General features: G+C 74.3%; 16 protein-coding genes and 1 pseudogene. 11 read left to right on the plus strand and 6 right to left on the minus strand.

Translation table 11 applies throughout. The features are described from left to right. The first annotated feature begins 129 nt into the window (after positions 1 to 129). Positions 130 to 333, plus strand: a complete 204-nt coding sequence (locus Ani05nite_RS23205; RefSeq protein ID WP_203771379.1) for a hypothetical protein — start codon at positions 130 to 132, stop codon at positions 331 to 333. On the opposite strand, the gene Ani05nite_RS23210 is transcribed toward Ani05nite_RS23205, so the two are convergent. Beyond that, positions 326 to 1,894: a pentapeptide repeat-containing protein gene (locus Ani05nite_RS23210; RefSeq protein ID WP_203771381.1), complete on the minus strand. Its 1,569-nt coding sequence runs from the start codon at positions 1,892 to 1,894 to the stop codon at positions 326 to 328. The genes Ani05nite_RS23205 and Ani05nite_RS23210 overlap by 8 nt on opposite strands. A 10-nt stretch (positions 1,895 to 1,904) precedes the next feature. On the opposite strand from Ani05nite_RS23210, the gene Ani05nite_RS23215 reads away from it, so the two are divergent. The 3 genes and pseudogenes from Ani05nite_RS23215 to Ani05nite_RS23225 all read left to right on the plus strand — a co-directional run bounded on the left by Ani05nite_RS23215 (position 1,905) and on the right by Ani05nite_RS23225 (position 3,996). Beyond that, entirely contained in the window at positions 1,905 to 2,063 is a 159-nt protein-coding gene (locus Ani05nite_RS23215; RefSeq protein WP_203771383.1) for a hypothetical protein, read from the plus strand. A 91-nt stretch (positions 2,064 to 2,154) separates the two neighbouring features. After that, positions 2,155 to 3,441, plus strand: a pseudogene (locus Ani05nite_RS23220) (ribonuclease catalytic domain-containing protein); the annotation flags it as partial. 189 nt (positions 3,442 to 3,630) lie between these two features. Next, positions 3,631 to 3,996, plus strand: a complete 366-nt coding sequence (locus Ani05nite_RS23225) for a hypothetical protein (protein WP_203771450.1) — start codon at positions 3,631 to 3,633, stop codon at positions 3,994 to 3,996. A gap of 49 nt (positions 3,997 to 4,045) precedes the next feature. Here the strand turns inward: Ani05nite_RS23225 and Ani05nite_RS23230 are convergent, their stop codons facing one another. The 3 genes from Ani05nite_RS23230 to Ani05nite_RS23240 form a co-directional block, all read right to left on the minus strand. Next, the gene (locus Ani05nite_RS23230) at positions 4,046 to 4,495 is read right to left on the minus strand and encodes a VOC family protein (protein WP_203771385.1); all 450 of its coding nucleotides are present in this window, start codon (positions 4,493 to 4,495) and stop codon (positions 4,046 to 4,048) included. 90 nt (positions 4,496 to 4,585) lie between these two features. Then, positions 4,586 to 5,416 carry a 3-methyl-2-oxobutanoate hydroxymethyltransferase gene (gene panB / locus Ani05nite_RS23235; RefSeq protein ID WP_203771387.1) on the minus strand — a complete coding sequence of 277 codons (831 nt, stop codon included), beginning with the start codon at positions 5,414 to 5,416 and terminating at the stop codon, positions 4,586 to 4,588. A 98-nt stretch (positions 5,417 to 5,514) separates the two neighbouring features. Continuing rightward, positions 5,515 to 7,290, minus strand: a complete 1,776-nt coding sequence (locus tag Ani05nite_RS23240) for an NAD+ synthase (protein ID WP_203771389.1) — start codon at positions 7,288 to 7,290, stop codon at positions 5,515 to 5,517. Between the two features lie 132 nt (positions 7,291 to 7,422). Here Ani05nite_RS23240 and Ani05nite_RS23245 point away from each other — a divergent pair, with 132 nt between their 5' ends. Together Ani05nite_RS23245 and Ani05nite_RS23250 are read left to right on the plus strand one after the other, a co-directional pair. Beyond that, positions 7,423 to 8,775 (plus strand): glutamine synthetase family protein, encoded by a 1,353-nt coding sequence (locus Ani05nite_RS23245; RefSeq protein ID WP_203771390.1) that lies wholly within the window; start codon positions 7,423 to 7,425, stop codon positions 8,773 to 8,775. An 83-nt stretch (positions 8,776 to 8,858) separates the two neighbouring features. After that, complete coding sequence (locus tag Ani05nite_RS23250; protein ID WP_203771391.1) at positions 8,859 to 9,284, plus strand: DUF350 domain-containing protein; 426 nt, start codon at positions 8,859 to 8,861, stop codon at positions 9,282 to 9,284. A 45-nt stretch (positions 9,285 to 9,329) separates the two neighbouring features. On the opposite strand, the gene Ani05nite_RS23255 is transcribed toward Ani05nite_RS23250, so the two are convergent. After that, positions 9,330 to 10,496, minus strand: a complete 1,167-nt coding sequence (locus tag Ani05nite_RS23255) for a low temperature requirement protein A (protein WP_203771393.1) — start codon at positions 10,494 to 10,496, stop codon at positions 9,330 to 9,332. A gap of 70 nt (positions 10,497 to 10,566) precedes the next feature. Between Ani05nite_RS23255 and Ani05nite_RS23260 the strand changes: the two genes are divergently transcribed. Further along, complete coding sequence (locus tag Ani05nite_RS23260; protein ID WP_203771395.1) at positions 10,567 to 11,004, plus strand: GNAT family N-acetyltransferase; 438 nt, start codon at positions 10,567 to 10,569, stop codon at positions 11,002 to 11,004. A gap of 12 nt (positions 11,005 to 11,016) precedes the next feature. Here Ani05nite_RS23260 and Ani05nite_RS23265 read toward each other — a convergent pair whose 3' ends face one another. Beyond that, positions 11,017 to 11,847 carry a hypothetical protein gene (locus Ani05nite_RS23265; protein ID WP_203771397.1) on the minus strand — a complete coding sequence of 277 codons (831 nt, stop codon included), beginning with the start codon at positions 11,845 to 11,847 and terminating at the stop codon, positions 11,017 to 11,019. 97 nt (positions 11,848 to 11,944) lie between these two features. On the opposite strand from Ani05nite_RS23265, the gene Ani05nite_RS23270 reads away from it, so the two are divergent. The 4 genes from Ani05nite_RS23270 (at position 11,945) to mptB (ending at position 19,402) form a co-directional block, all read left to right on the plus strand. Beyond that, positions 11,945 to 12,730 (plus strand): type 1 glutamine amidotransferase, encoded by a 786-nt coding sequence (locus tag Ani05nite_RS23270; protein WP_203771399.1) that lies wholly within the window; start codon positions 11,945 to 11,947, stop codon positions 12,728 to 12,730. 52 nt (positions 12,731 to 12,782) lie between these two features. Beyond that, positions 12,783 to 15,815: a bifunctional [glutamine synthetase] adenylyltransferase/[glutamine synthetase]-adenylyl-L-tyrosine phosphorylase gene (locus Ani05nite_RS23275; protein WP_203771401.1), complete on the plus strand. Its 3,033-nt coding sequence runs from the start codon at positions 12,783 to 12,785 to the stop codon at positions 15,813 to 15,815. Next, positions 15,808 to 17,643 carry a hypothetical protein gene (locus Ani05nite_RS23280; RefSeq protein WP_203771403.1) on the plus strand — a complete coding sequence of 612 codons (1,836 nt, stop codon included), beginning with the start codon at positions 15,808 to 15,810 and terminating at the stop codon, positions 17,641 to 17,643. The genes Ani05nite_RS23275 and Ani05nite_RS23280 overlap by 8 nt, the downstream gene beginning before the upstream one ends. 76 nt (positions 17,644 to 17,719) lie before the next feature. Next, a complete protein-coding gene (gene mptB, locus Ani05nite_RS23285) occupies positions 17,720 to 19,402 on the plus strand; it encodes a polyprenol phosphomannose-dependent alpha 1,6 mannosyltransferase MptB (protein ID WP_203771405.1) in 1,683 nt (560 codons plus the stop codon).

The raw sequence follows: 19,402 nt of genomic DNA on the forward strand, positions 1-19,402 counted from the left end.
CGCCCCACCCGTTGGTGGGGCGGGCTTTGTCGTTCCTTCGGGGAGTCTTTTCGACAATCCACTATGGAAAAACCGGGCTTTTTGCCTGAATCGGTAGCGCATGGTCGGTTTGAGGTGCACAGTGATTGCATGAACGACAGTGGGCCCGGCGGCGGCTACTTCTGGTGCCTCCGCCACAACCGGGTCGAGACCGGGGACGACGTGTGTCCTGCCCAGTACCGGCTCGGCCCGTACGCCTCCGCTGACGACGCCACGCGGGCGCTCGAGACCGTCGAGAAGCGCAATGCGGCGTGGGACGCCGAGGATGCTCGCTGGACCGGGGAGGTCAGCTAGACCGGCTCGACCCCTGTGTCCCAGCCGGAATCCTGCAGTCTCCTTCGGAGACGAGCCCGCAGTCATTCGCAAGGAGGAACTTCCCCATGGCCGTGCCCAAGAAGGCCCCGACCCGGGCCGCCACGACCGGTGCCAGAAACGCGCGGGTCGCCGCGTCCCCGGCCGCCGCCAAGCCCGTTGCCAAGCCCGTTGCCAAGCGCACCGCGGCGGCCGACGCGGCCGGCGCCAAGCCGGTGAGTGTGCGGTCGGCGGTCAAGCCGGCTGCCGGATCCGCCGCCTCGTCCCGGACCGGTGGGACGAAGTCCGCCGGCGCGGGGAAGGCGCCGGCCAGCAAGACGACGGTGAAGAAGGCGCCCGCCACCAAGGCGGCCACGGCACGGTCCGCTGGTGCCAAGAGTTCCGCCGGTAAGAGTTCGGCCGTTGCGAAGGTGGCCGGGGTGGCGGCTGCTGTTGCCAAGAAGGTCGCCGGGTCGGCATCTTCGGCCAAGTCTTCGGCTGGTGGGTCGGCGTCGGGTCGTTCGGCGTCGGGTCGTTCGGCTGCCGGTCGTTCGACGGCGGCGAAGTCGGGTTCCGCGAAGTCGATCTCTGCTAAGCCGGCCGGTGGTACGGCCGCCGCAGCCAAGGCGTCGTCGGTGAAGTCGGCTCCGGCCAAGTCCGCGGCCGCCGCTCGGGTGTCCGGTGCGAAGTCGTCCACGGGCAGGTCGGCCGCGGTGAAGTCGACGCCCGTCAAGGCGGCCTCCGCGAAGTCGGCTGCTGCCAAGTCCGCGCCGGCGAAGGGGTCGGCCCGGACCGGTTCGGCCAAGCCCGCTACCGCGACCAGGTCTTCCGCGGCCATGACCAAGTCCTCGGCTGCCATGACCAAGTCCGCCGCGAGCAAGTCCGGTGCCGCTAGCAGGTCGGGTGCCGCGAGTAAGTCGGGTGCCGCGAGTAGGTCCGGTGCCGCGAGCAAGTCGGCTGGGGCGACTAAGCCCGCTGCCGTGACCAAGTCTTCCGCTGCCGCGAGCAGGTCTTCGGCTGGCGCGAGTAAGTCGGGTGCCGCGAGTAGGTCGGCTGGGGCGACTAAGCCGGCTGGCGCGAGCAAGTCTTCCGCCGCCGGGAGCAAGTCCGGTGCCGCGAGTAGGTCCGGTGCCGCGAGCAAGTCGGCTGGGGCGACTAAGCCCGTTGCCGTGACCAAGTCTTCCGCTGCCGCGAGCAGGTCTTCGGCTGGCGCGAGTAAGTCGGGTGCCGCGAGTAAGTCGGCTGGGGCGACTAAGCCCGCTGCCGTGATCAAGTCTTCCGCTGCCGCGAGCAAGTCTGCTGCCGCGACCAAGTCCGCTGCCGTGACCAAGTCTTCCACTGCGGCGAGCAAGTCTGCTGCCGCGAGCAAGTCTGCTGCCGCGAGCAAGTCTGCTGCCGCGAGCAAGTCCGCTGCCGCGAGCAAGTCCGCTGCTGCGGTCAAGTCGTCCGCCGCCGCGGCCAAGACCTCGGCGACCGCGGCCCGGAAGACCGCCGCGCGCAGCACCACCAACGCGGCGGCCGGCAAGGCCCGGGCGGCCGGTGCCGGCAAGGCGTCCAACGCCAAGCCCGCCGGCATGACCAAGACGTCGGCCACCAACGCCGGCCGGGTCACTAAGGCCGGCACGCCCGCCGCGGCCCGCAAGGCCACCGCCGCCGGCAACGGCCGGGTCTCCGCCGGGGGCAACGGACGGGCCACCGCCGGTTCGGCGGGCAAGGCGGCCGCCAAGCGCTGATCCGGGCAACCGGGAACCGAAGGCCGCGCCGAGCCCGGCGCGGCCTTCCGCGTACCCGGGAATTGTCGGTGCGGCCTGGTAGGAATGAGCCGTGCCGATCAAACGGGTGTGGGCGCCACGCATCGACTTCTCCGTGCTGCGCCATGAGCTCGACCTGCCCGCCGAGTTTCCGCCCGACGCGCTGCGCGAGGCCGACGAGTCGGCGCGGAGCACGCCCCTGCCCGCCGCCGACCGCACCGACATCCCGTTCGTCACCGTCGATCCGCCCACCTCGCGCGACCTCGACCAGGCGATGGCGCTGACCCGCCGGCCCGGCGGGGGCTACCGCGTGCGGTATGCCATCGCTGATGTCGCCTCCTACGTGCGGCCCGGGGGAGCGCTCGAGGCCGAGACGTGGGTCCGGGGCCAGACGGTCTACTTCCCGGACGGCAAGGTGCCGCTGCACCCGCAGGTGCTCAGCGAGGGCGCGGTGAGCCTGCTGCCCGACGCCGACCGCGCCGCGGTGCTGTGGACCATCGACCTCGACGCCGAGGGCGAGTTCGCGGGCATCGCGCTGGAACGCGCCCGGGTGCGCAGCCGGGCCAAGCTCGACTACGCCGGGTTGCAGGCCGCCGTCGACGCGGGCGCCGCGCCCGAGCCGATCGCGCTGCTGCCCGAGCTGGGCGCGCTGCTGGCCCGCCGCGCCGCCGACCGCGGCGCGGTCAACCTGCCCCTGCCCGAGCAGGAGGTCGAGCCGAGCGGTGACGGCTGGCGGCTGGTGCTGCGGGCGCCGCTGCCGGTCGAGGAGCACAATGCCCAGATCTCCCTGCTCACCGGCATGGCGGCGGCCACCCTGATGCTCACCGGCGGGATCGGGCTGCTCCGCACCATGCCGCCGGCCCGACCGGAGGCCGTGACCAAGCTCCGGGCCGCGGCGGTGTCCCTGGACGTGGCGTGGCCGGAGGGCGTGTCGGTCGGTGCGGTGGTGGCCTCGGTCGACCCGGCGAGCCCGCGCGGCGCGGCGTTCCTCAACCAGGCGGCCGAGCTGCTGCGCGGGGCGGCCTACACGGCTTTCGACGGTGAGCCGCCGGCCGAGACCGGCCACGGCGGCGTGGGCGCGCCGTATGCGCATGTCACCGCGCCGCTCCGCCGCCTGGCCGACCGGTACGCGACGGAGGCGTGCCTGGCGCTGCACGAGGGCCGGGAGGTGCCGCAGTGGGCGCGGGAGGCGCTGCCCAAGCTGCCCAAGTGCATGGCGACGACCGATCGCCTGGCGTCCGCGGCGGACCGCGAGGCGGTGTCCCTGACGGAGGCGGTGCTGCTGGCGCACCGGGTGGGGGAGACCTTCGAGGCCGGCGTCCTCGACGTGGACGAGTCACGCCCGGACGCCGCCGGGAAGTCGTCGCCGGTTGCTGCCGGGAAGTCGTCCCCGGACGCCGCTGGGAAGTTGTCGCCGGATGCTGCCGCGAAGTCGTCGCCGGACGCCGCTGGGGAGTCGTCGCCGGTTGCTGCCGGGAAGTTGTCGCCGGAGGCTGCCGTGCGGTCGTCGCCGGAGGCTGCCGTGAAGTTGTCCGGAGCTGACGGGGCGATGCTGGTTCAGGACGGCATCGCCGGCTCGCGGCGGGAAGCGGTCGTTCCGCCTGAGCCGGGCGGTGCCGCTCGGCCGCAGCGGGATGCCGGCAGCGGGCCGGCGCAGGGTGCCGCCGACGGCACCGACCGGCGGGCCATCGGCTCTCATGATCAGCAGCGGGGCGGAGGGGCCGGGGTGGCCGCGGCGGCTGAGCCGGCTCGGCCGGTCAAGTCGGGCCGGCGGCCTCACGGTGGCAAGGTCGCGATCGACGACCCGGCCGTGCAGGCTCGCTGCGTGGGCGACCTGCCGCTCGGCGAGCGCATCCAGGTTCGCCTGACCCAGGCCGACCCCGGGACCCGGGAGGTCCTGTTCGAGCTGCTGTGACGCTCCTCGGCTGGCCGAGGAGCAGACGCGGCGGGCCGCGGGCGGCGGCTCAGGGCAGCTGCGGCACGCCCGCCGGGTCCAGCGGCCACGCCGGGTTGTGGGTGATCTCCCAGAGGTGTCCGTCCGGGTCCGTGAAGTAGCCCAGGTAGCCGCCCCACTCGGCCGCCCCGCCGGCCTTCACCAGCGTCGCGCCGGCCTGGACCGCCGCGCGCAGCGCCTCGTCCACCGCGGGCGGGCTGTCCACGTTGATGGCCAGCATCGTGCCGCGGAAGTCCGCGGCCGGGTTGGGCGGTGGCTGGCGCGGGGGCAACCCGGCGTCCGCCGTGATGTCGTCGGTCGACACCAGGGACAGCAGGCCGCCGGCCGTGTGGAAAAAGCTGACCACCCCGGGCACCGAGGCGTTCGACAGCCGCCAGCCGAGCGACTCGTAGAACTCGGTCGCGCGGGCCACGTCGGCCACGCCGAGGGTGGCCAGGCTGACTCGGGCAGGAACGGACATGGCAGGAAGTCTGCCACTTGCCCGATCTTGCCCGGGTCGTGCCCTGGGCGCAGATCGTGAAGTTGCCGGGGTCTTCCGCCGCGGGTGGACTCAGAAGGTGTGTTCCTCGGCCGGGAACACCCCGCCGCGGACCTCGTCGGCGAACTGCCTGGTGGCTTCGGTGAGGATGCCGGACAGGTCCGCGTAACGCTTCACGAAGCGCGGCGCCTTGCCGTCGCGCAGCCCGGCCATGTCCTGCCAGACCAGCACCTGCGCGTCCGTGTCCGGGCCCGCGCCGATGCCGACCGTCGGGATGGTCAGCTCCTTGGTGATCTGCTTGGCCACCTCGCCCGGCACCATCTCCAGCACCACCGCGAACGCGCCGGCCTCGGCCACCGCGCGGGCGTCGGCGATGACCTCCTCGGCGTCGCTGCCCCGGCCCTGCACGCGGTAGCCGCCGATGGTGTGCTCGCTCTGCGGGGTGAAGCCGATGTGCGCCATGACCGGGATGCCGGCGCCGGTGACGGCCCGGATCTGCTCGGCGACGCGGCGGCCGCCCTCCAGCTTCACCGCGTGCGCGCCGCCCTCCTTCATGAACCGGACGGCCGTGCGCAGCGCCTGCACCGGGCCCTCCTCGTACGAGCCGAAGGGCAGATCCGCGACGATCAGGGCGGTCGTCGTCGCGCGCACCACCGCGCGTACCAGGGGAAGCAGCTCGTCCGCGGTGACCGGGAGGGTCGTCTCGTAGCCGAACACGTTGTTGGCCGCGGAGTCACCGACCAGCAGGACCGGCACGCCGGCCCGCTCGAAGAGCGCGGCCGTGTACTGGTCGTAGGAGGTCAGCATGGGCCAGCGGTCGCCGCGCTCCTTGGCCGCGAGCAGGTCGCGGGTGCGGACGCGGCGGGTGGCCGGGCCGCCGTACAGCGTGGGGATCTCGGACATCGTCGTCTCCTTCCCTCGAGGCCGCGGTGTGCGGTCCCCGGGTATGACCAGATCGTCGCACCCGGGCGGCGGCCCCGGAGAGGGTTGAGTGGAACCCGTCACACCCCTTCGCGGAAGCGGTTGGTGATCGGCAGGCGCCGGTCGCGGCCGAACGCCTTGATGGAGATCTTGGTGCCGGGGGCGGACTGCCGGCGCTTGTACTCGGCCAGGTCCACCATCCGCAGCACCCGGTCCACCAGGGCGGCGTCGTGGCCGGCGGCGATGAGGTCGTCGCGGCCCCGGTCGCCGTCGATGTAGCCGGCCAGGATCGCGTCCAGCACCTCGTAGTCGGGCAGCGAGTCGCTGTCCACCTGGCCCGGCCGCAGCTCCGCGCTCGGCGGCTTGACGATCGAGTTCTCCGGGATGGGGGAGTCGGCCCGGGTGTTGCGCCAGCGGGCCAGCTTCCACACCATCGTCTTCGGCACGTCCTTGAGCGGGTTGAAGCCGCCCACCGAGTCGCCGTACAGGGTCGAGTAGCCGACCGCCAGCTCGCTCTTGTTGCCGGTGGTCAGCACCAGGTGGCCCTCCTGGTTCGACAGCGCCATCAGGATCACGCCGCGGACCCGGGCCTGCAGGTTCTCCACCGCCAGCCCGGACAGCGACAGGTTGGCCAGGAAGCTGTCGACCATCGGCTGGATCGGCTCGCTGCGGTAGTCCAGGCCGGTGCGCTTGGCCAGATCGGCCGCGTCGTCGCGGGAGTGGCCGGAGGAGTAGCCGCTGGGCATCGAGACGCCCACCACCCGCTGCGGGCCGAGCGCGTCGACGGCGATCGCGGCGACCACGGCCGAGTCGATGCCGCCGGACAGGCCCAGCACGACCGAGCGGAAGCCGTTCTTCTCCACGTAGTCGTGCAGGCCCAGGGTGAGCGCCGACCAGATCTCGGCCTCGTCGGTGACCCGCTCGGCGATGCCGCCGGACGCGGGGCCGCCGGTCAGCGGGCGCAGCTCACCGGCGACGGTGACCCGCGTGACCGCCATGTCCTCCGGCAGCCGCTCCTCCACCTCCGGGGCGGGCACGTCCGGACCGGGCTCGTTCTCCACCGCGTCCGCCGCCGGCAGGGTCAGGTCGTGCACCAGCAGCTCGGTGGTGAACTGCCCGGCCCGGGTGAGCAGGTCGCCCTGCGCGGTCACGATCATCGAGTCGCCGTCGAAGACCAGCTCGTCCTGGCCGCCGACCGTGTTCACGTACGCGATCGTCGCGCCCGCCTCCGCCGCCCGGCGCCGGACCAGCGGCAGCCGGACGTCGTCCTTGTTCAGCTCGTACGGCGAGGCGTTGATGTTGACAACCAGCCCGACCCCGGCCCTGCGGGCGGCGGCGAACGGGCCGCCGGCCTGCCACAGGTCCTCGCAGACGGTGAGCGCCACGTCGACGCCGCCGAGGCGCACGACCGTCAGCGAGTCGCCCGGCTCGAAGTAGCGGTCCTCGTCGAAGACGCCGTAGTTGGGCAGGTGGTGCTTGAAGTAGGTGGCGGCGATCCCGCCGCCGAACAGCAGCGCGGAGGCGTCCCGCCGGCCGCCGCCGGGCACGGCGTCCGCGCTGGTCGGCGCGGGGCCGTCGGCGTCGACGTAACCGACCACCACGGCGACGTCGGCCAGGCCGTCGGCGGCCAGGTCGGCGGCGAGGGTACGCAGCGCCGCCCGCGACGCCCGCACGAACGAGTCCCGGAAGACCAGGTCCTCGATGGGGTAGCCGGTGAGCATCATCTCCGGGAAGGCGACCAGCTGGGCGCCGGCGTCCGCGGCCACGCGGGTCCAGTGCCGGACGGCGGCGGCGTTGCCGGGGATGTCCCCGACCGTGGAGTTCACCTGGGCAAGGGCGACGCGCAACGTGGGCATGACGTTATTCTTCCCCAGCGCCGACCAGACATGTAGCGGGCTCACCCGGGGCGGGCCGGGAGCGATGGTCAGCGTAATCTCGGCGTAACGGGACCGGGAGACACTGGGCGCCGGCAAGTACGAGGGGTTGACGTGGACCGACAGCAGGAGTTCGTGCTTCGTACGCTCGAAGAGCGCGACATCCGTTTTGTCCGGCTTTGGTTCACCGACGTGCTCGGCACGCTCAAGAGCGTGTCCGTGGCGCCCGCCGAGCTCGAGTCCGCCTTCGAGGAGGGCGTCGGCATCGACGGCTCGGCCATCGAGGGCTTCGCCCGCGTCTCCGAGTCCGACATGGTCGCCATGCCCGACCCCACCACGTTCCAGGTCTTCCCGTTCGAGGGCGGCGTCAGCGGCGAGAGCGCCCGGATGTTCTGCGACATCCTGCTGCCCGACGGCAGCGCGGCCTGGGCCGACCCGCGCCACGTGCTGCGCCGGATGCTGGCCAAGGCGGCCGAGAAGGGCTTCACCTTCTACACCCACCCCGAGGTCGAGTTCTTCCTCGTGCAGGACGGCCCGCTGGACGGCTCGGTGCCGGTCCCGGTCGACGGCGGCGGCTACTTCGACCACACCACGCACTCGGTGGCGCGCGACTTCCGCCGCCAGGCCGTGCTGGCGCTGGAGCGGATCGGCATCTCGGTGGAGTTCAGCCACCACGAGGTCGCCCCCGGCCAGCAGGAGATCGACCTGCGGTACGCGGACGCGCTCACCACGGCCGACAACATCATGACGTTCCGGCACGTCGTCAAGGAGGTCGCGCTCTCCCAGGGCGTGCGCGCGACGTTCATGCCGAAGCCGTACACCGACCAGCCGGGCAGCGGCATGCACACCCACCTGTCGCTGTTCGAGGGCGAGCGCAACGCCTTCCACGACGGCGAGGACCCGCTCAAGCTGTCCAAGACGGCCCGCGCGTTCATCGCCGGCCTGCTCGTGCACGCCCGGGAGTACACCGCGGTCACCAACCAGTGGGTCAACTCCTACAAGCGGCTCTTCCCGATGCAGCTGCCGGACCGGATCACCGAGTCGCCGGCGTTCGTGAGCTGGGGCGCCCTGAACCGGTCGGCGCTGGTGCGGGTGCCCGCCTTCGGCAAGCCGAACTCCGCGCGCGTCGAGGTGCGCTCCATCGACTCGGCGACCAACCCGTACCTGGCCTTCGCGGTCATGCTGGGCGCCGGCCTCAAGGGCATCGAGGAGGGCTACGAACTGCCCCCGGGCGCCGAGGACGACGTCTGGTCGCTCTCGCCGGCCGAGCGCAAGGCGATGGGTTACGAGGCCCTGCCGGAGAACCTCGCCGAGGCGATCGACGTGATGGCCAAGTCGGAGCTGATCCCGGAAGTGCTCGGCGAGCACGTCTTCGACTTCTTCCTGCGCAACAAGCGCCAGGAATGGGAGCAGTACCGGCGCGAGGTGACCCCGTACGAGCGCCAGCGGTATCTCGGCGCGCTCTGATTTCCACAATCGGCCCGGCGGTGGATCACCGGAGTGCGCTGGTCCGATACGGTGCCCTCTGACGTCGTGACGAGGGAGAAGCCGTGCTGGAAGATCTGCTTGAGGGTGCCGGGCGCAGCATTGTGTTCGGTCTGGTCGGGATCGGGCTGATGGCCGTCGGCTTTCTGCTGATCGACCTGCTGACCCCGGGCAAACTGCGGGACCTGATCTGGGTGGAGCGCAACCCGAACGCCGCCCTGCTGCTGGCGGCCAACCAGCTGGGCATCGCGGCGATCGTCTTCACGGCGATCTTCACCAGCTACCAGGAGTTCGGCCGGGGCCTGGCCTCCACGGCCATCTTCGGCCTGCTCGGCATCGCCGTGATGGCCATGGCCTTCCTGGTGCTGGACTGGATGACCCCCGGCAAGCTGGGCGAGGTCATCTGCACCCCGGACCGGCACCCCGGCGCCACGGTCAGCGCGGCCTCGCACTTCGGCGCGGCGCTGATCGTCTGCGCCTGCATCGCCTGACGGAAGCCGCGGGAGCCGCCGGCCGGCGCCGGCGGCTCCACATGGTCAGGATCCGGGGGTACGCCCGAAGCTGCTGATCGCGGTGCTGCCGTCCCGCCGTACCCGCGGCAGGTCCTCGATGATCGCGGCCGCGGCCATGATGACCGGGATCGCCGCGAGCTGGGCCACCGCCCGGACATGTCCGAGCGGGATGGTGGCGAGCACGGCCGCCGCCGCCACGACCCGGTGCGGCCAGCCCGCGAGGCCCAGCCGGCGCAGGAAACCGGCGTGCCCCAGCTGGTAGAGCGCCACCCCGCCGCCGAGCGCGACCGCCTCGCCCCAGTGCAGCGGCTCGAAGGCGTGCCCGACGGTCTTCTTGATGCCGACCGCGAGCACCACCACGCCCAGCAGCATCACGTAGTGCGCGTAGCCCCAGCCGTCCAGCGCCAGCCGCGCCCGCCGGCGCGGATCCGCCGTGCCGGCCAGCACGTGCTCGGACCGCTCGTCGTCGCCGGCGAAGTAGATCCACCACAGGTAGTAGGCGACGCACAGGCCGAGGACCGCCACCAGGATCGCGGCGCCGTCCAGGCGCACGCCGCGGAAGCCCAGCCCGATGGCCACGATCGACTCGCCGATGGCCACGATCATCACCAGGCCGTGCCGCTCCACGAAGTGCCCGGCCAGGATCGAGTGCATCTCGATGCGGTGCAGGTAACCCGCCGCGATCTGCACCAGCGGCGCCGCGACCCAGCACAGGTGCCGGTACGGCTCGGGCAGCAGCCCGCCGGCCAGCACCAGCAGGGCGGCCAGGATGTTGAGCGGGGCCAGCTGCCGCATGGCCGTGCGCGCGCCGGGACCGGCCTGCAGGAACAGCGCCGAGTGGACCAGGTTGACGACGAGATAGCTGACCCCGAAGAGCCAGCCGTAGGCGCCGAAGGCCTCCGGCACCGCCAGCGCCATCACCAGGAAGCCGGCCATCCCGGCCAGCAGCAGGGTCCGCCGGGTGGTGCTGGTCGGGGCGACGGCGTTGGTCAGCCAGGCGTAGCCGGAGTACATCCACCAGATGACGAAGAGCATCAGCAGCACGTCGCCCAGGGTCGCCAGGGTGACGTGCTCGGCCAGCGTCTCGGTCAGCTGCGTGATCGTGAAGACGAAGACCAGGTCGAAGAAGAGCTCCAATGTCGACACCCGGACCCCGGACCCGGTCGGTGCGACGGCTTCTGGCTCGGACATGCCGGCAGCCTAGGGTGCCGCGGCGCGCCCTGACGAGCGCGATTCCCGCCCCGTCGGCGATGATGCCCGCGTGACCATCACCCTCGAGCCCGTGACCGCCGCCAACTGGCGCGCCTGCGCCGCGCTCACCGTGCACCCCGAGCAGCGGGAGTTCGTCAGCGCCGTCACGCACTATCTCTGCCTGTGCCACTACGGCGGTCTCTGGCAGCCGCTCGCCGCCGTCCGCGACGCGGAGGTCGTCGGCTTCTGCATGTGGGCGGTCGACGACGACGGCAGCCGGTGGATCGGCGGGGTCGTGGTGGACGCCGCCCGGCAGCGCACCGGGGTCGGCCGGGGCATGATCCGGGCGCTGACGCAGCGGCTGGCCGCCGAGCCGGGCTGCGTGAACGTCGCGCTCAGCTACGTGCCGGAGAACAAGGCCGCCCGCGCGCTCTACGCCTCGCTCGGTTTCGTCGAGACCGGGGAGCTGGAGGACGACGAGATCGTGGCCCGCTGGACGGGACCGTGACGGCCGGCCGGCTCACCAGGAGCCGGTGAAGAACGCCAGCAGCGCCGGCGCCGGGTCCGCGGCCGTACCCGTGTTCGCCGCCGCGATGACGATCACCAGCACCGACATCACCCCGGCGAGCACGCCGAACGACCGAAGCAGGCGCCGCATCCGGCGGTCGGTCCCGGCGCGCGCCGATCGGCGCCACACCACCACGCCGGCGCCGGCCAGGACGACCGCCACCAGCGCGGCGACCAGCGCGAGGGCCAGGTGGTACCGCGCGAAGTCGCTGATCATCGCGTCGAGGGCGGGCGGGGTGGGGCCGCCACCGCTCGTCGCGCCGGCCAGCCGCTGCCTGATCTGCTCCGCCGTGGCGTCGTCGGGCAGCATCGGCAGCAGCGAGGCGAACGGCGCCGCGGCGCCCTGGATGTTGGCCATCAGCACCGCGGTGGCGAACAGCGTGAGCGCGGTGACCAGGAAGCCGGCCGCGGCCAGGGCGGCCCGGCGTCCCGCGCCGAGCCCCCCGGCGCGCAGGAACGCCTGCCCGAGCCGTACCCCGAGCGCGACGAGCACGGCCAGCAGCAGCGCCGCGATGACGGCCTTGGCCACGTGGTACCGGAACCAGTAGTCCACGACCCGCTCCAGGCCCGGGGCGAAGCGCCGGTCGCCGGCCCGCCAGTACTCGGCGAACGCGCCGCGCAGCGCCCCGGCCAGCTCGCGCCGGTCGGCGAAGCCGCCGCCCGGCCCGAGCGCGGCCAGCGGGCGCGGGGCGACGACGAAGGCGACGGCCAGCGCCGCGGCGAGCACCGCCAGCGCGCCACCGGAGTGGCCGGCGGATCGGGACAGACCTGCGGGAAGGCGCACGGACATCTCCTTCGGCTCGGCGGCAGCGTAGCCAACGCTGTCATCCGGAACGGGTGGGCCGGCGTTCGATGTCGGTCCCACCCGATAGCCTCGGAGCGTGGGCACAGCACTGGTGATCGAGAACGACCCGTCCGACGACCTCCGCCGGCTCGGCGAATGGCTGACCGAGGCCGGCCTGGAGCTGACCGTCGTGCGCCCGCACGCGGGCGAGCCGCTGCCGGAGACGCTGGCGGGGCACGCGGCCCTGATCGTGCTGGGCGGCGACCAGAGCGCCTATCCCACCGCCGCCGGCGACCCGGGCGCGCCCTGGTTCCCCGCGGTGGAGGGGCTGCTGCGCAAGGCCGTCCGTCACCACGTGCCCACGCTCGGCGTCTGCCTGGGCGGGCAGCTGCTGGCCACCGCGCACGGCGGCCTGGTCGAGCGCAGCACCTCCGGGCCGGAGATCGGGCCCGGGCTGGTCGGCCGGCGCGACGCCGCGGACGGCGACCCGCTGTTCAAGTACGTGCCGCTGCTGCCCGACGTGGTCCAGTGGCACAGCGACGAGATCACCGAGCTGCCCATCGGCGCCGTCCTGCTGGCCGCCTCGTCGCGCTACCCGCACCAGGCGTTCCGGCTCGGCGACCGGGCCTGGGGCCTGCAGTTCCACATCGAGTGCGACGCCGCCATGATCGCCGACTGGACCCGGACGGACGTGGCCGCGCTCGACGAGCTCGGGTACGACCCGGAGGCCGTGGTCGCGGCCACCGCCGAGGTGCTGGCCGACGTCGAGGAGGTCTGGCAGCCGTTCGCGGCGCGGTTCGCCGCGCTCGCCCTCGGCACCCTGCCCGACGCGGACATCCCCAACCCCGGCACGATCCGCACCCTGCCGCTGCTGGGGCAGTAGGCGTGACCGCCTGCGCCGCCGTCCGCCGCCGGACGCCGAAGGAGGGCAGAGCATGACCAGGCCCAGCCGGCTGGCCCGGTACGGCTTCGCCGACAACGGCACCCGCGCGGCCGACCTGCTCGGCCCGGACGGGCTGCGGCTGTGGGACGTCGAGGCGCAGGCCCCGGTCGACACCGACGCGGGCGAGCTGCTGCACGCCCTGTCCCGGGCGGCCGATCCCAATCTCGCCCTGCGGCAGCTGCACCGGATGGTCGACGCGGTGGTCCGGGCCGCCCAGCGGGTCAACGGCGGGCCGGTGACCGGCCCCGGCGGCGAGATCGTCGACAGCCCGGCCGCCGACGCGGTGCTGCACGCCCTCTACACCGACGCCGGGCTGCGACGCCGGCTGATCGCGGTGCTCGGCGCCTCGTCCGCGCTGGGCGATCACCTGGTGGCCAACCACGACCAGTGGCGCGTGCTCGCCACCGGCAAGACCGGCCTGCCGCCGAACGCGGAGGGGCACCTGGAGTTCGGCGACTCGACGGGGGAGGGCCCGCCGACCGTCCCGCTGCTGCGCACGGCGTACAGGATCGCCCTGCTGCGCATCGTCGCGGCCGACCTGACCGGCGGGCGGGGGCTCGAGCCGACCATGGCCGCGCTGTCCCGGCTGGCCGACGAGACGCTCGCGGCGGCGTACGCGATCGCGGTCGCCGGGCTGCCCGCCGGCACCGCCCGGCCGCGGCTCGCGGTCGTCGCGATGGGCAAGTGCGGCGGCTACGAGCTCAACTACGTGTCCGACGTGGACGTCATCTTCGTCGCCGCGGCCGACGAGGACCTCGGCGCGGGCACCACCGTCGCGGCCCGGCTCATCGAGGTGTGCGGGCAGGTGGCCTGGCCGGTCGACGCCGCGCTGCGCCCGGAGGGCAACCGCGGCCCGCTGGTCCGCACCCTGGCCAGCCACCAGGCGTACTACCGGCGCTGGGCCCGCACCTGGGAGTTCCAGGCGCTGCTCAAGGCCCGGCCGGCCGCCGGCGACCTGGAGCTGGCGGCCGAATGGCTGGACGACCTGGCCCCGCTGGTCTGGCACGCCGCCGAGCGGCCCGAGGCGGTCGACGACGTCCGCGACATGCGCCGGAAGATCATCGACAACGTGCCGGCCCGCGAGGTGGACCGCGAGATCAAGCGGGGCCCCGGCGGCCTGCGCGACATCGAGTTCGCGGTGCAGCTGCTCCAGCTCGTGCACGGCCGGATCGACGAGACGCTCCGCGAGCCGGGCACGCTGCCCGCGTTGCGCGCGCTGGTCGCGGGCGGTTACGTGGGCCGCGAGGACGGCGAGACGCTGCTGCGCGGCTACCGCTTCCTGCGCAGCGTCGAGCACCGGCTGCAACTGCAGAACCTGCGGCGTACGCACACCGTGCCGGACGATCCGAAGGCGCTGCGCTGGCTCGCCGCCGCCCTCGGCTACAAGGCGGTGGGCGGGCGCGACGCGGTGGAGGCGTTCCGCTCCGACTGGGTCGGGCACGCCGCGCACGTCCGCCGGCTGCACGCCAAGCTGCTCTACCAGCCGCTGCTGGAGGCGGTGGCCCGGGTGCCGGCCGAGGCGCTGCGGATGACGCCGGAGTCGGCCGGTCGCCGCCTGGAGATCCTCGGCTTCGCCGACCCGGCCGGGGCCCTGCGCCACCTGCAGGCGCTCACCGGTGGGGTGAGCCGCACGGCCGCGATCCAGCGCACGCTGCTGCCGATGCTGCTGCAGGATTTCGCCGACGGGCCCGAGCCGGACCGGGGCCTGCTCAACTACCGGCACGTCTCGGAGAAGCTGGGCACCACCCCCTGGTACCTGCGGCTGCTGCGCGACGGCGGGCCGGTCGCGCGCCGGCTGGCCCGGGTGCTCAGCCTGTCCCGGTACGCCACCGACCTGCTCACCCGCGACCCGGAGGCGCTGCGGCTGCTCGCCGACGACGCCGAGCTCCAGCCGCGCCCCCGCGACGTGCTGCTGGACGGCTTCGTCGCCGCCGCCGACCGGCACCTGCGCGACGGCGCCGACGCGACCAAGGCGATCACCGCCGTGCGCGCCCTGCGCCGCCGCGAGCTGTTCCGGCTGGCCTGCGCCGACATCCTGAGCCGGGCCGGCGAGCTGGCCCCGGCCCACCCGCTGGACGTGCACGCCATCGGCATCGCGCTCTCCGACGTCACCGACGCGACGCTCGGCGCGGCGCTGCACGCCGCGCGCCGGGTGCACCCCGGCCCGGCCGGGCTGCGCTTCGCGGTGATCGGCATGGGTCGGCTCGGCGGGTACGAGATGAGCTACCCCTCCGACGCCGACGTGCTGTTCGTCTACGCCCCGCCGCCGGGCATGTCCGACGGCGAGGCCAGCGCCTCCGCCCACGCCATCGCCGAGGAGATGCGGCGTACCCTCGGCGCCCCCGCGCCGGATCCGCCGCTGGGCGTCGACGCCGACCTGCGCCCCGAGGGTCGCCAGGGCCCGCTGGTGCGCAGCCTGAACGCGTACGCGCAGTACTACGCCCGCTGGTCGAAGGTCTGGGAGTCGCAGGCGCTGCTGCGGGCCCGGTTCGTGGCCGGCGACGCCGACCTGGGCGGCGAGTTCGAGCGGCTGGCCGACACGATGCGCTACCCCAGCGGCGGCCTGACCCGCGAGCAGGTCGTCGAGATCCGGCGGATCAAGGCGCGGGTGGAGACCGAACGGCTGCCCCGGGGCGCCGACCCGAACACGCACACCAAGCTGGGCCGCGGCGGGCTCGCCGACGTCGAGTGGGCGGTGCAGCTGCTGCAACTGCGGCATGCGTACGCGCTCCCGGCGCTGCGGATGACCCGCACGCTGGAGGCGCTGCACGCGGAGCTGCAAGCGAAGCTGGTCGACAAGGTGGACGCGGCGGCGATGACCGCGGGCTGGACGCTGGCCGCCCAGGTCCGCAACGCGCTGACCCTGGTCCGCGGCCGCCCGACCGACCAGCTGCCGCGGCACGGCGCCGAGCTGGCCGGGGTGGTGCTGCTGCTCGGCGGCGGCGACCCGGGCGAGTTCGTCGACCGCTACCTGCGCCTGACCCGGCGGTCCCGCGCGGCGATGGAGCGCGTGCTCGATGCCTGAGGAGCACCGGCGCGGGCCCCTGCGGGTGCTGGCGCCGACGCTCGGCGCGTCCGTGCTGCTGTCGGTGGCGTACCTGCTCGCGCCGGCCATGGGCACCGACCTGGCCGCCCAGCAGGCCCGCGCGGAGTTCTTCGCCGGCCACGGCTGGGCGCCCGTCGACTTCGGCTGGTACGGCGGGGTCGGCCAGTTCGGCTACAGCCTGCTGACGGCGCCGCTCGGGGCGCTGATCGGGATGCGACTGCTCGGCGCGCTCGCGTCGGTGGCCGCGTCGGTGGCGTTCGGGTGGCTGCTGTGGCGCACCGGGGTGCGACGGCCGGTGGTGGGCGCGCTGGCCGGGGTGCTGGTGTTCGCGGCCAATCTGGTGAGCGGGCGGGTCACGTTCGCGGTCGGGCTGGCGCTGGCGTTGGCGGCCCTCTGCGCGGCCGCCGCGGCGCTGCCCTATCCCGGCTCCCCGCCGGCCGGGCGGGCTGATCCGGCGCCTCCGCCGGCCGGGCGGGCTGATCCGGCGCCCCCGCTGGCCGGGCGGGCTGATCCGGCGCCCCCGCTGGCCGGGCGGGCTGATCCCGCGCCTCCGCCGGCCGGGCGGGACGATGTCGCGCTCCCGCTGGCCGGGCTGGACGACGCCGGGCATCCCCGCTCGGCCTGGCGACGGCGTGCCCTCGTGGCCGCGGTTTTCCTGCTGAGCGCCCTCGCCACCTGGGCCAGCCCGGTGGCCGGCCTCTTCGCCGGCCTGGCCGGCGCGGCCGTGCTGCTGACCGCCCCGGTGGGCGCCGCCCTCCGCGCCGGCTCCCGTGTCGCCTCCCGCGCCGGTCTCCGGTCCTGGCGCCCCGATGGCCGCTGGCCGCAGGCGCTGAGCCTGTGCCTCGGCCCCGTCCTGGCCCTCGCGCCGATGGCCGTGCTCTTCGGCAACGGCGGCCGGCAGCCCTTCACCGCCGAGTCCATGAAGATCCACATCGCGCTGGCCGTGGTGGTCGTCCTCGTCGTGCCGCGCCGGCTGCCCGCCGTGCGCATCGCCGGCGCGCTGACCGTCGTGCTCCTGCTCGGCGCCTTCTACCTGCCCAGCCCGATCGGCTCCAACGCCCTGCGCCTGCCGATGCTGTTCACGATCCCGGTGCTGGCCGCGGTGGCCGAGCTGGGCCGGGTCCGCCTGGCGTTGCTGCTGGTGGCCGTCTGGTGGTGGCAGCCGTTCCTGGTCGCCGGCGACCTGGGCCGGGCCGGCTCGCCCGAGTCCCGCCCGGCGTTCCACCGCTCGCTGGTCGCCGAGCTGGCCGGCCGGGCGCCGGGCCGGATCGAGGTGGTCCCCCTGCGGGATCACTGGGAGTCCGTGTACGCCGCCGCGCGGGTGCCCCTGGCCCGCGGCTGGGAGCGTCAGGTCGACACCGACCGCAACGCCCTGTTCTACGGCGACGAGCTGACCCCGCAGCAGTACGTCGCCTGGTTGCGGGCCAACGCGGTGTCCTACGTCGCCATCGCCCCCGGCGCGGTGCCCGACCGGTACGCCCGCGCCGAGGCCGCCCTGGTCCAGCAGGGCCTGCCCGAGCTGCGCCCGGTGTGGCAGGACGGCACGTGGCGGCTCTACGAGGTCACCGGCGCCCAGCCCCTGGTGTCGTCGCCGGCCCGGTTGCTGCGCAGCGACCGCGGCGGGGTCGAGCTCGGCGTCCCGGCGCGCGGGGACGTGCTGGTGCGGGTGCGCTGGTCCCGCTGGCTGACCGTGGCCGGGGCCGGCGCCTGCCTGACCGAGGGACCGGACGGCTGGACCGTGCTGCGGGTGGCCGTGCCGGGCGACTACCGGCTGACCAGTTCCCTGCGCCCCGCCGCGAAGTGCTGAGCCCGGCCGGCCCGGCCGGGGCCGGTACGCTGGCGCGCATGCCACGGTCACGAGGGGTCCCCGCGAGGCCGGTGTCATGATCCAGGGGCTGCTGGCCCGCCCCGCGTTCCTGCGATGGCTGGGCCTGGCCGGTGCCGTGTGCTGTGCCGTCGACGCGTTCCTCTACGGCGCTGCCCCGTTCATCCGGCGCAACGTCAACGTGGTGACGGTGTTCCGCGAGCCCGCCGGCCCGCTCGTCCTGCTGCTGTGGTTCGGCGGCCTCGCCGCGCTGTGCGTCGCCTGGTGGTACGGCCGGCGCCTGCTGGGCCGCGGCCTGCTGTCCACCCGGTGGATCCTGACCACGGCCGCGCTGTGGTCGGCGCCGATGCTCGTGGTGCCGCCGCTGGCCAGCCGCGACCTTTACGCCAACGCCTGCCAAGGGGCGCTGGTGCACGCCGGGCTGAACCCGTACCTGGTGGGTGTCTCGGCCCAGCCGTGCCCGTGGCTGGACTCGGTCTCGGTGGTGTGGCGCGACACGCCCACCCCGTACGGGCCGGTCTTCCTGGTGCTGGCCGGGCTGGCCGCGGCGTTCGGCTCGCAGCTGGCCGCCCTGGTCGCCTTCCGGGTGCTGGCGGTGCTGGGCGTCGTCGCGATCGCGGCCGGCCTGCCCGTGCTGGCGCGCCGGGTGGGCGCGCCCGTCGACCGGGCGCTGTGGCTGGTGCTCTGTTGCCCGCTGGTGCCGGTGCATCTGATCGGCGGCGGGCACAACGACGCGCTCACGGTGGCGTTCATGGTGGCCGGCTTCGCCGTCCTGGCCGGCCCGCCGAAAACCGGAGGCATCCCGGCGGCCGAGCCGGCGCCGAGCGGGACAGTGGCGGCGGCCGAGCCGGTGCCCAGCGGGGGAGTCTCGGCGCCCGAGCCGGTGCCGAGCGGGGGAGTGGCGGCGGCCGAGCCGGTGCCCAGCGGGGCAGCCTCGGCGGCCGAGCCGGTGCCGAGCCGGGCAGTGCCGGCCGCGGGATCGCCGCCGAGTGGGAGTGCGCCGCAGGACGCGGATGCCGCGGCGGGCGGGAGCGCGCGGAAGGGCTGGGGCACGCTGGTGGCCGGCGGCGTCCTGCTCGGTCTCGCCGTCTCCATCAAGATCACCATCGGGGTCGTCCTGCCGTTCGCGGCGCTGCTCGCCGTGGGCGGGCTGCGCGCCGCCGGCTGGGCCGGCCTGCTGCGGCGCGGCGGCGTCGTCCTGGCCGCCGCCCTGGCCGTCCTGGTCGCCGGCTCGTACGCCTCCGGGCTGGGCCTGGGCTGGCTGACCGCGCTGTCGGGCGCGGGGGAGTCGGTCAACTGGTCGTCGCCGCCGACCGCCGTCGGTCTCGCCGTGGAGGCGGCCGGCCGCTGGTTCGGCGCCGACCTGGCGGTGGTGCCCGTGGTCCGGGCCGTCGCGCTGGTGCTGCTGGCGGTCGTGCTGGTCGTCGTCCTGTGGCGCTTCCGGGACCGGGATCCGCTGGTCGGCGCGGGGCTGGCGCTGCTGGCCGTCATCTTCTTCGCGCCGATCACCCAGCCCTGGTATCTGATCTGGCCGCTGGCGCTGTTCGCGGCCGGCACCGCCCGGGTCCGCTGGCTGGCCGGGACGGTGGTGTTCGCGATGATCACCATCCTGCCTGAGGGGACCGGCGTGTTCCGGCCGCTGGGCGTGCCGATGTCCTTCGCGATGATCGTTCTCATCGGCTGGGTGGTCCGCCGCTCGGTGTCCTGGCTGCGCGGCGACGAGCTGGTGGCCGCCGCGTGA

Source organism: Actinoplanes nipponensis (assembly GCF_016862275.1).
In the GTDB taxonomy this organism is placed as follows: Bacteria; Actinomycetota; Actinomycetes; order Mycobacteriales; family Micromonosporaceae; genus Actinoplanes; species Actinoplanes nipponensis.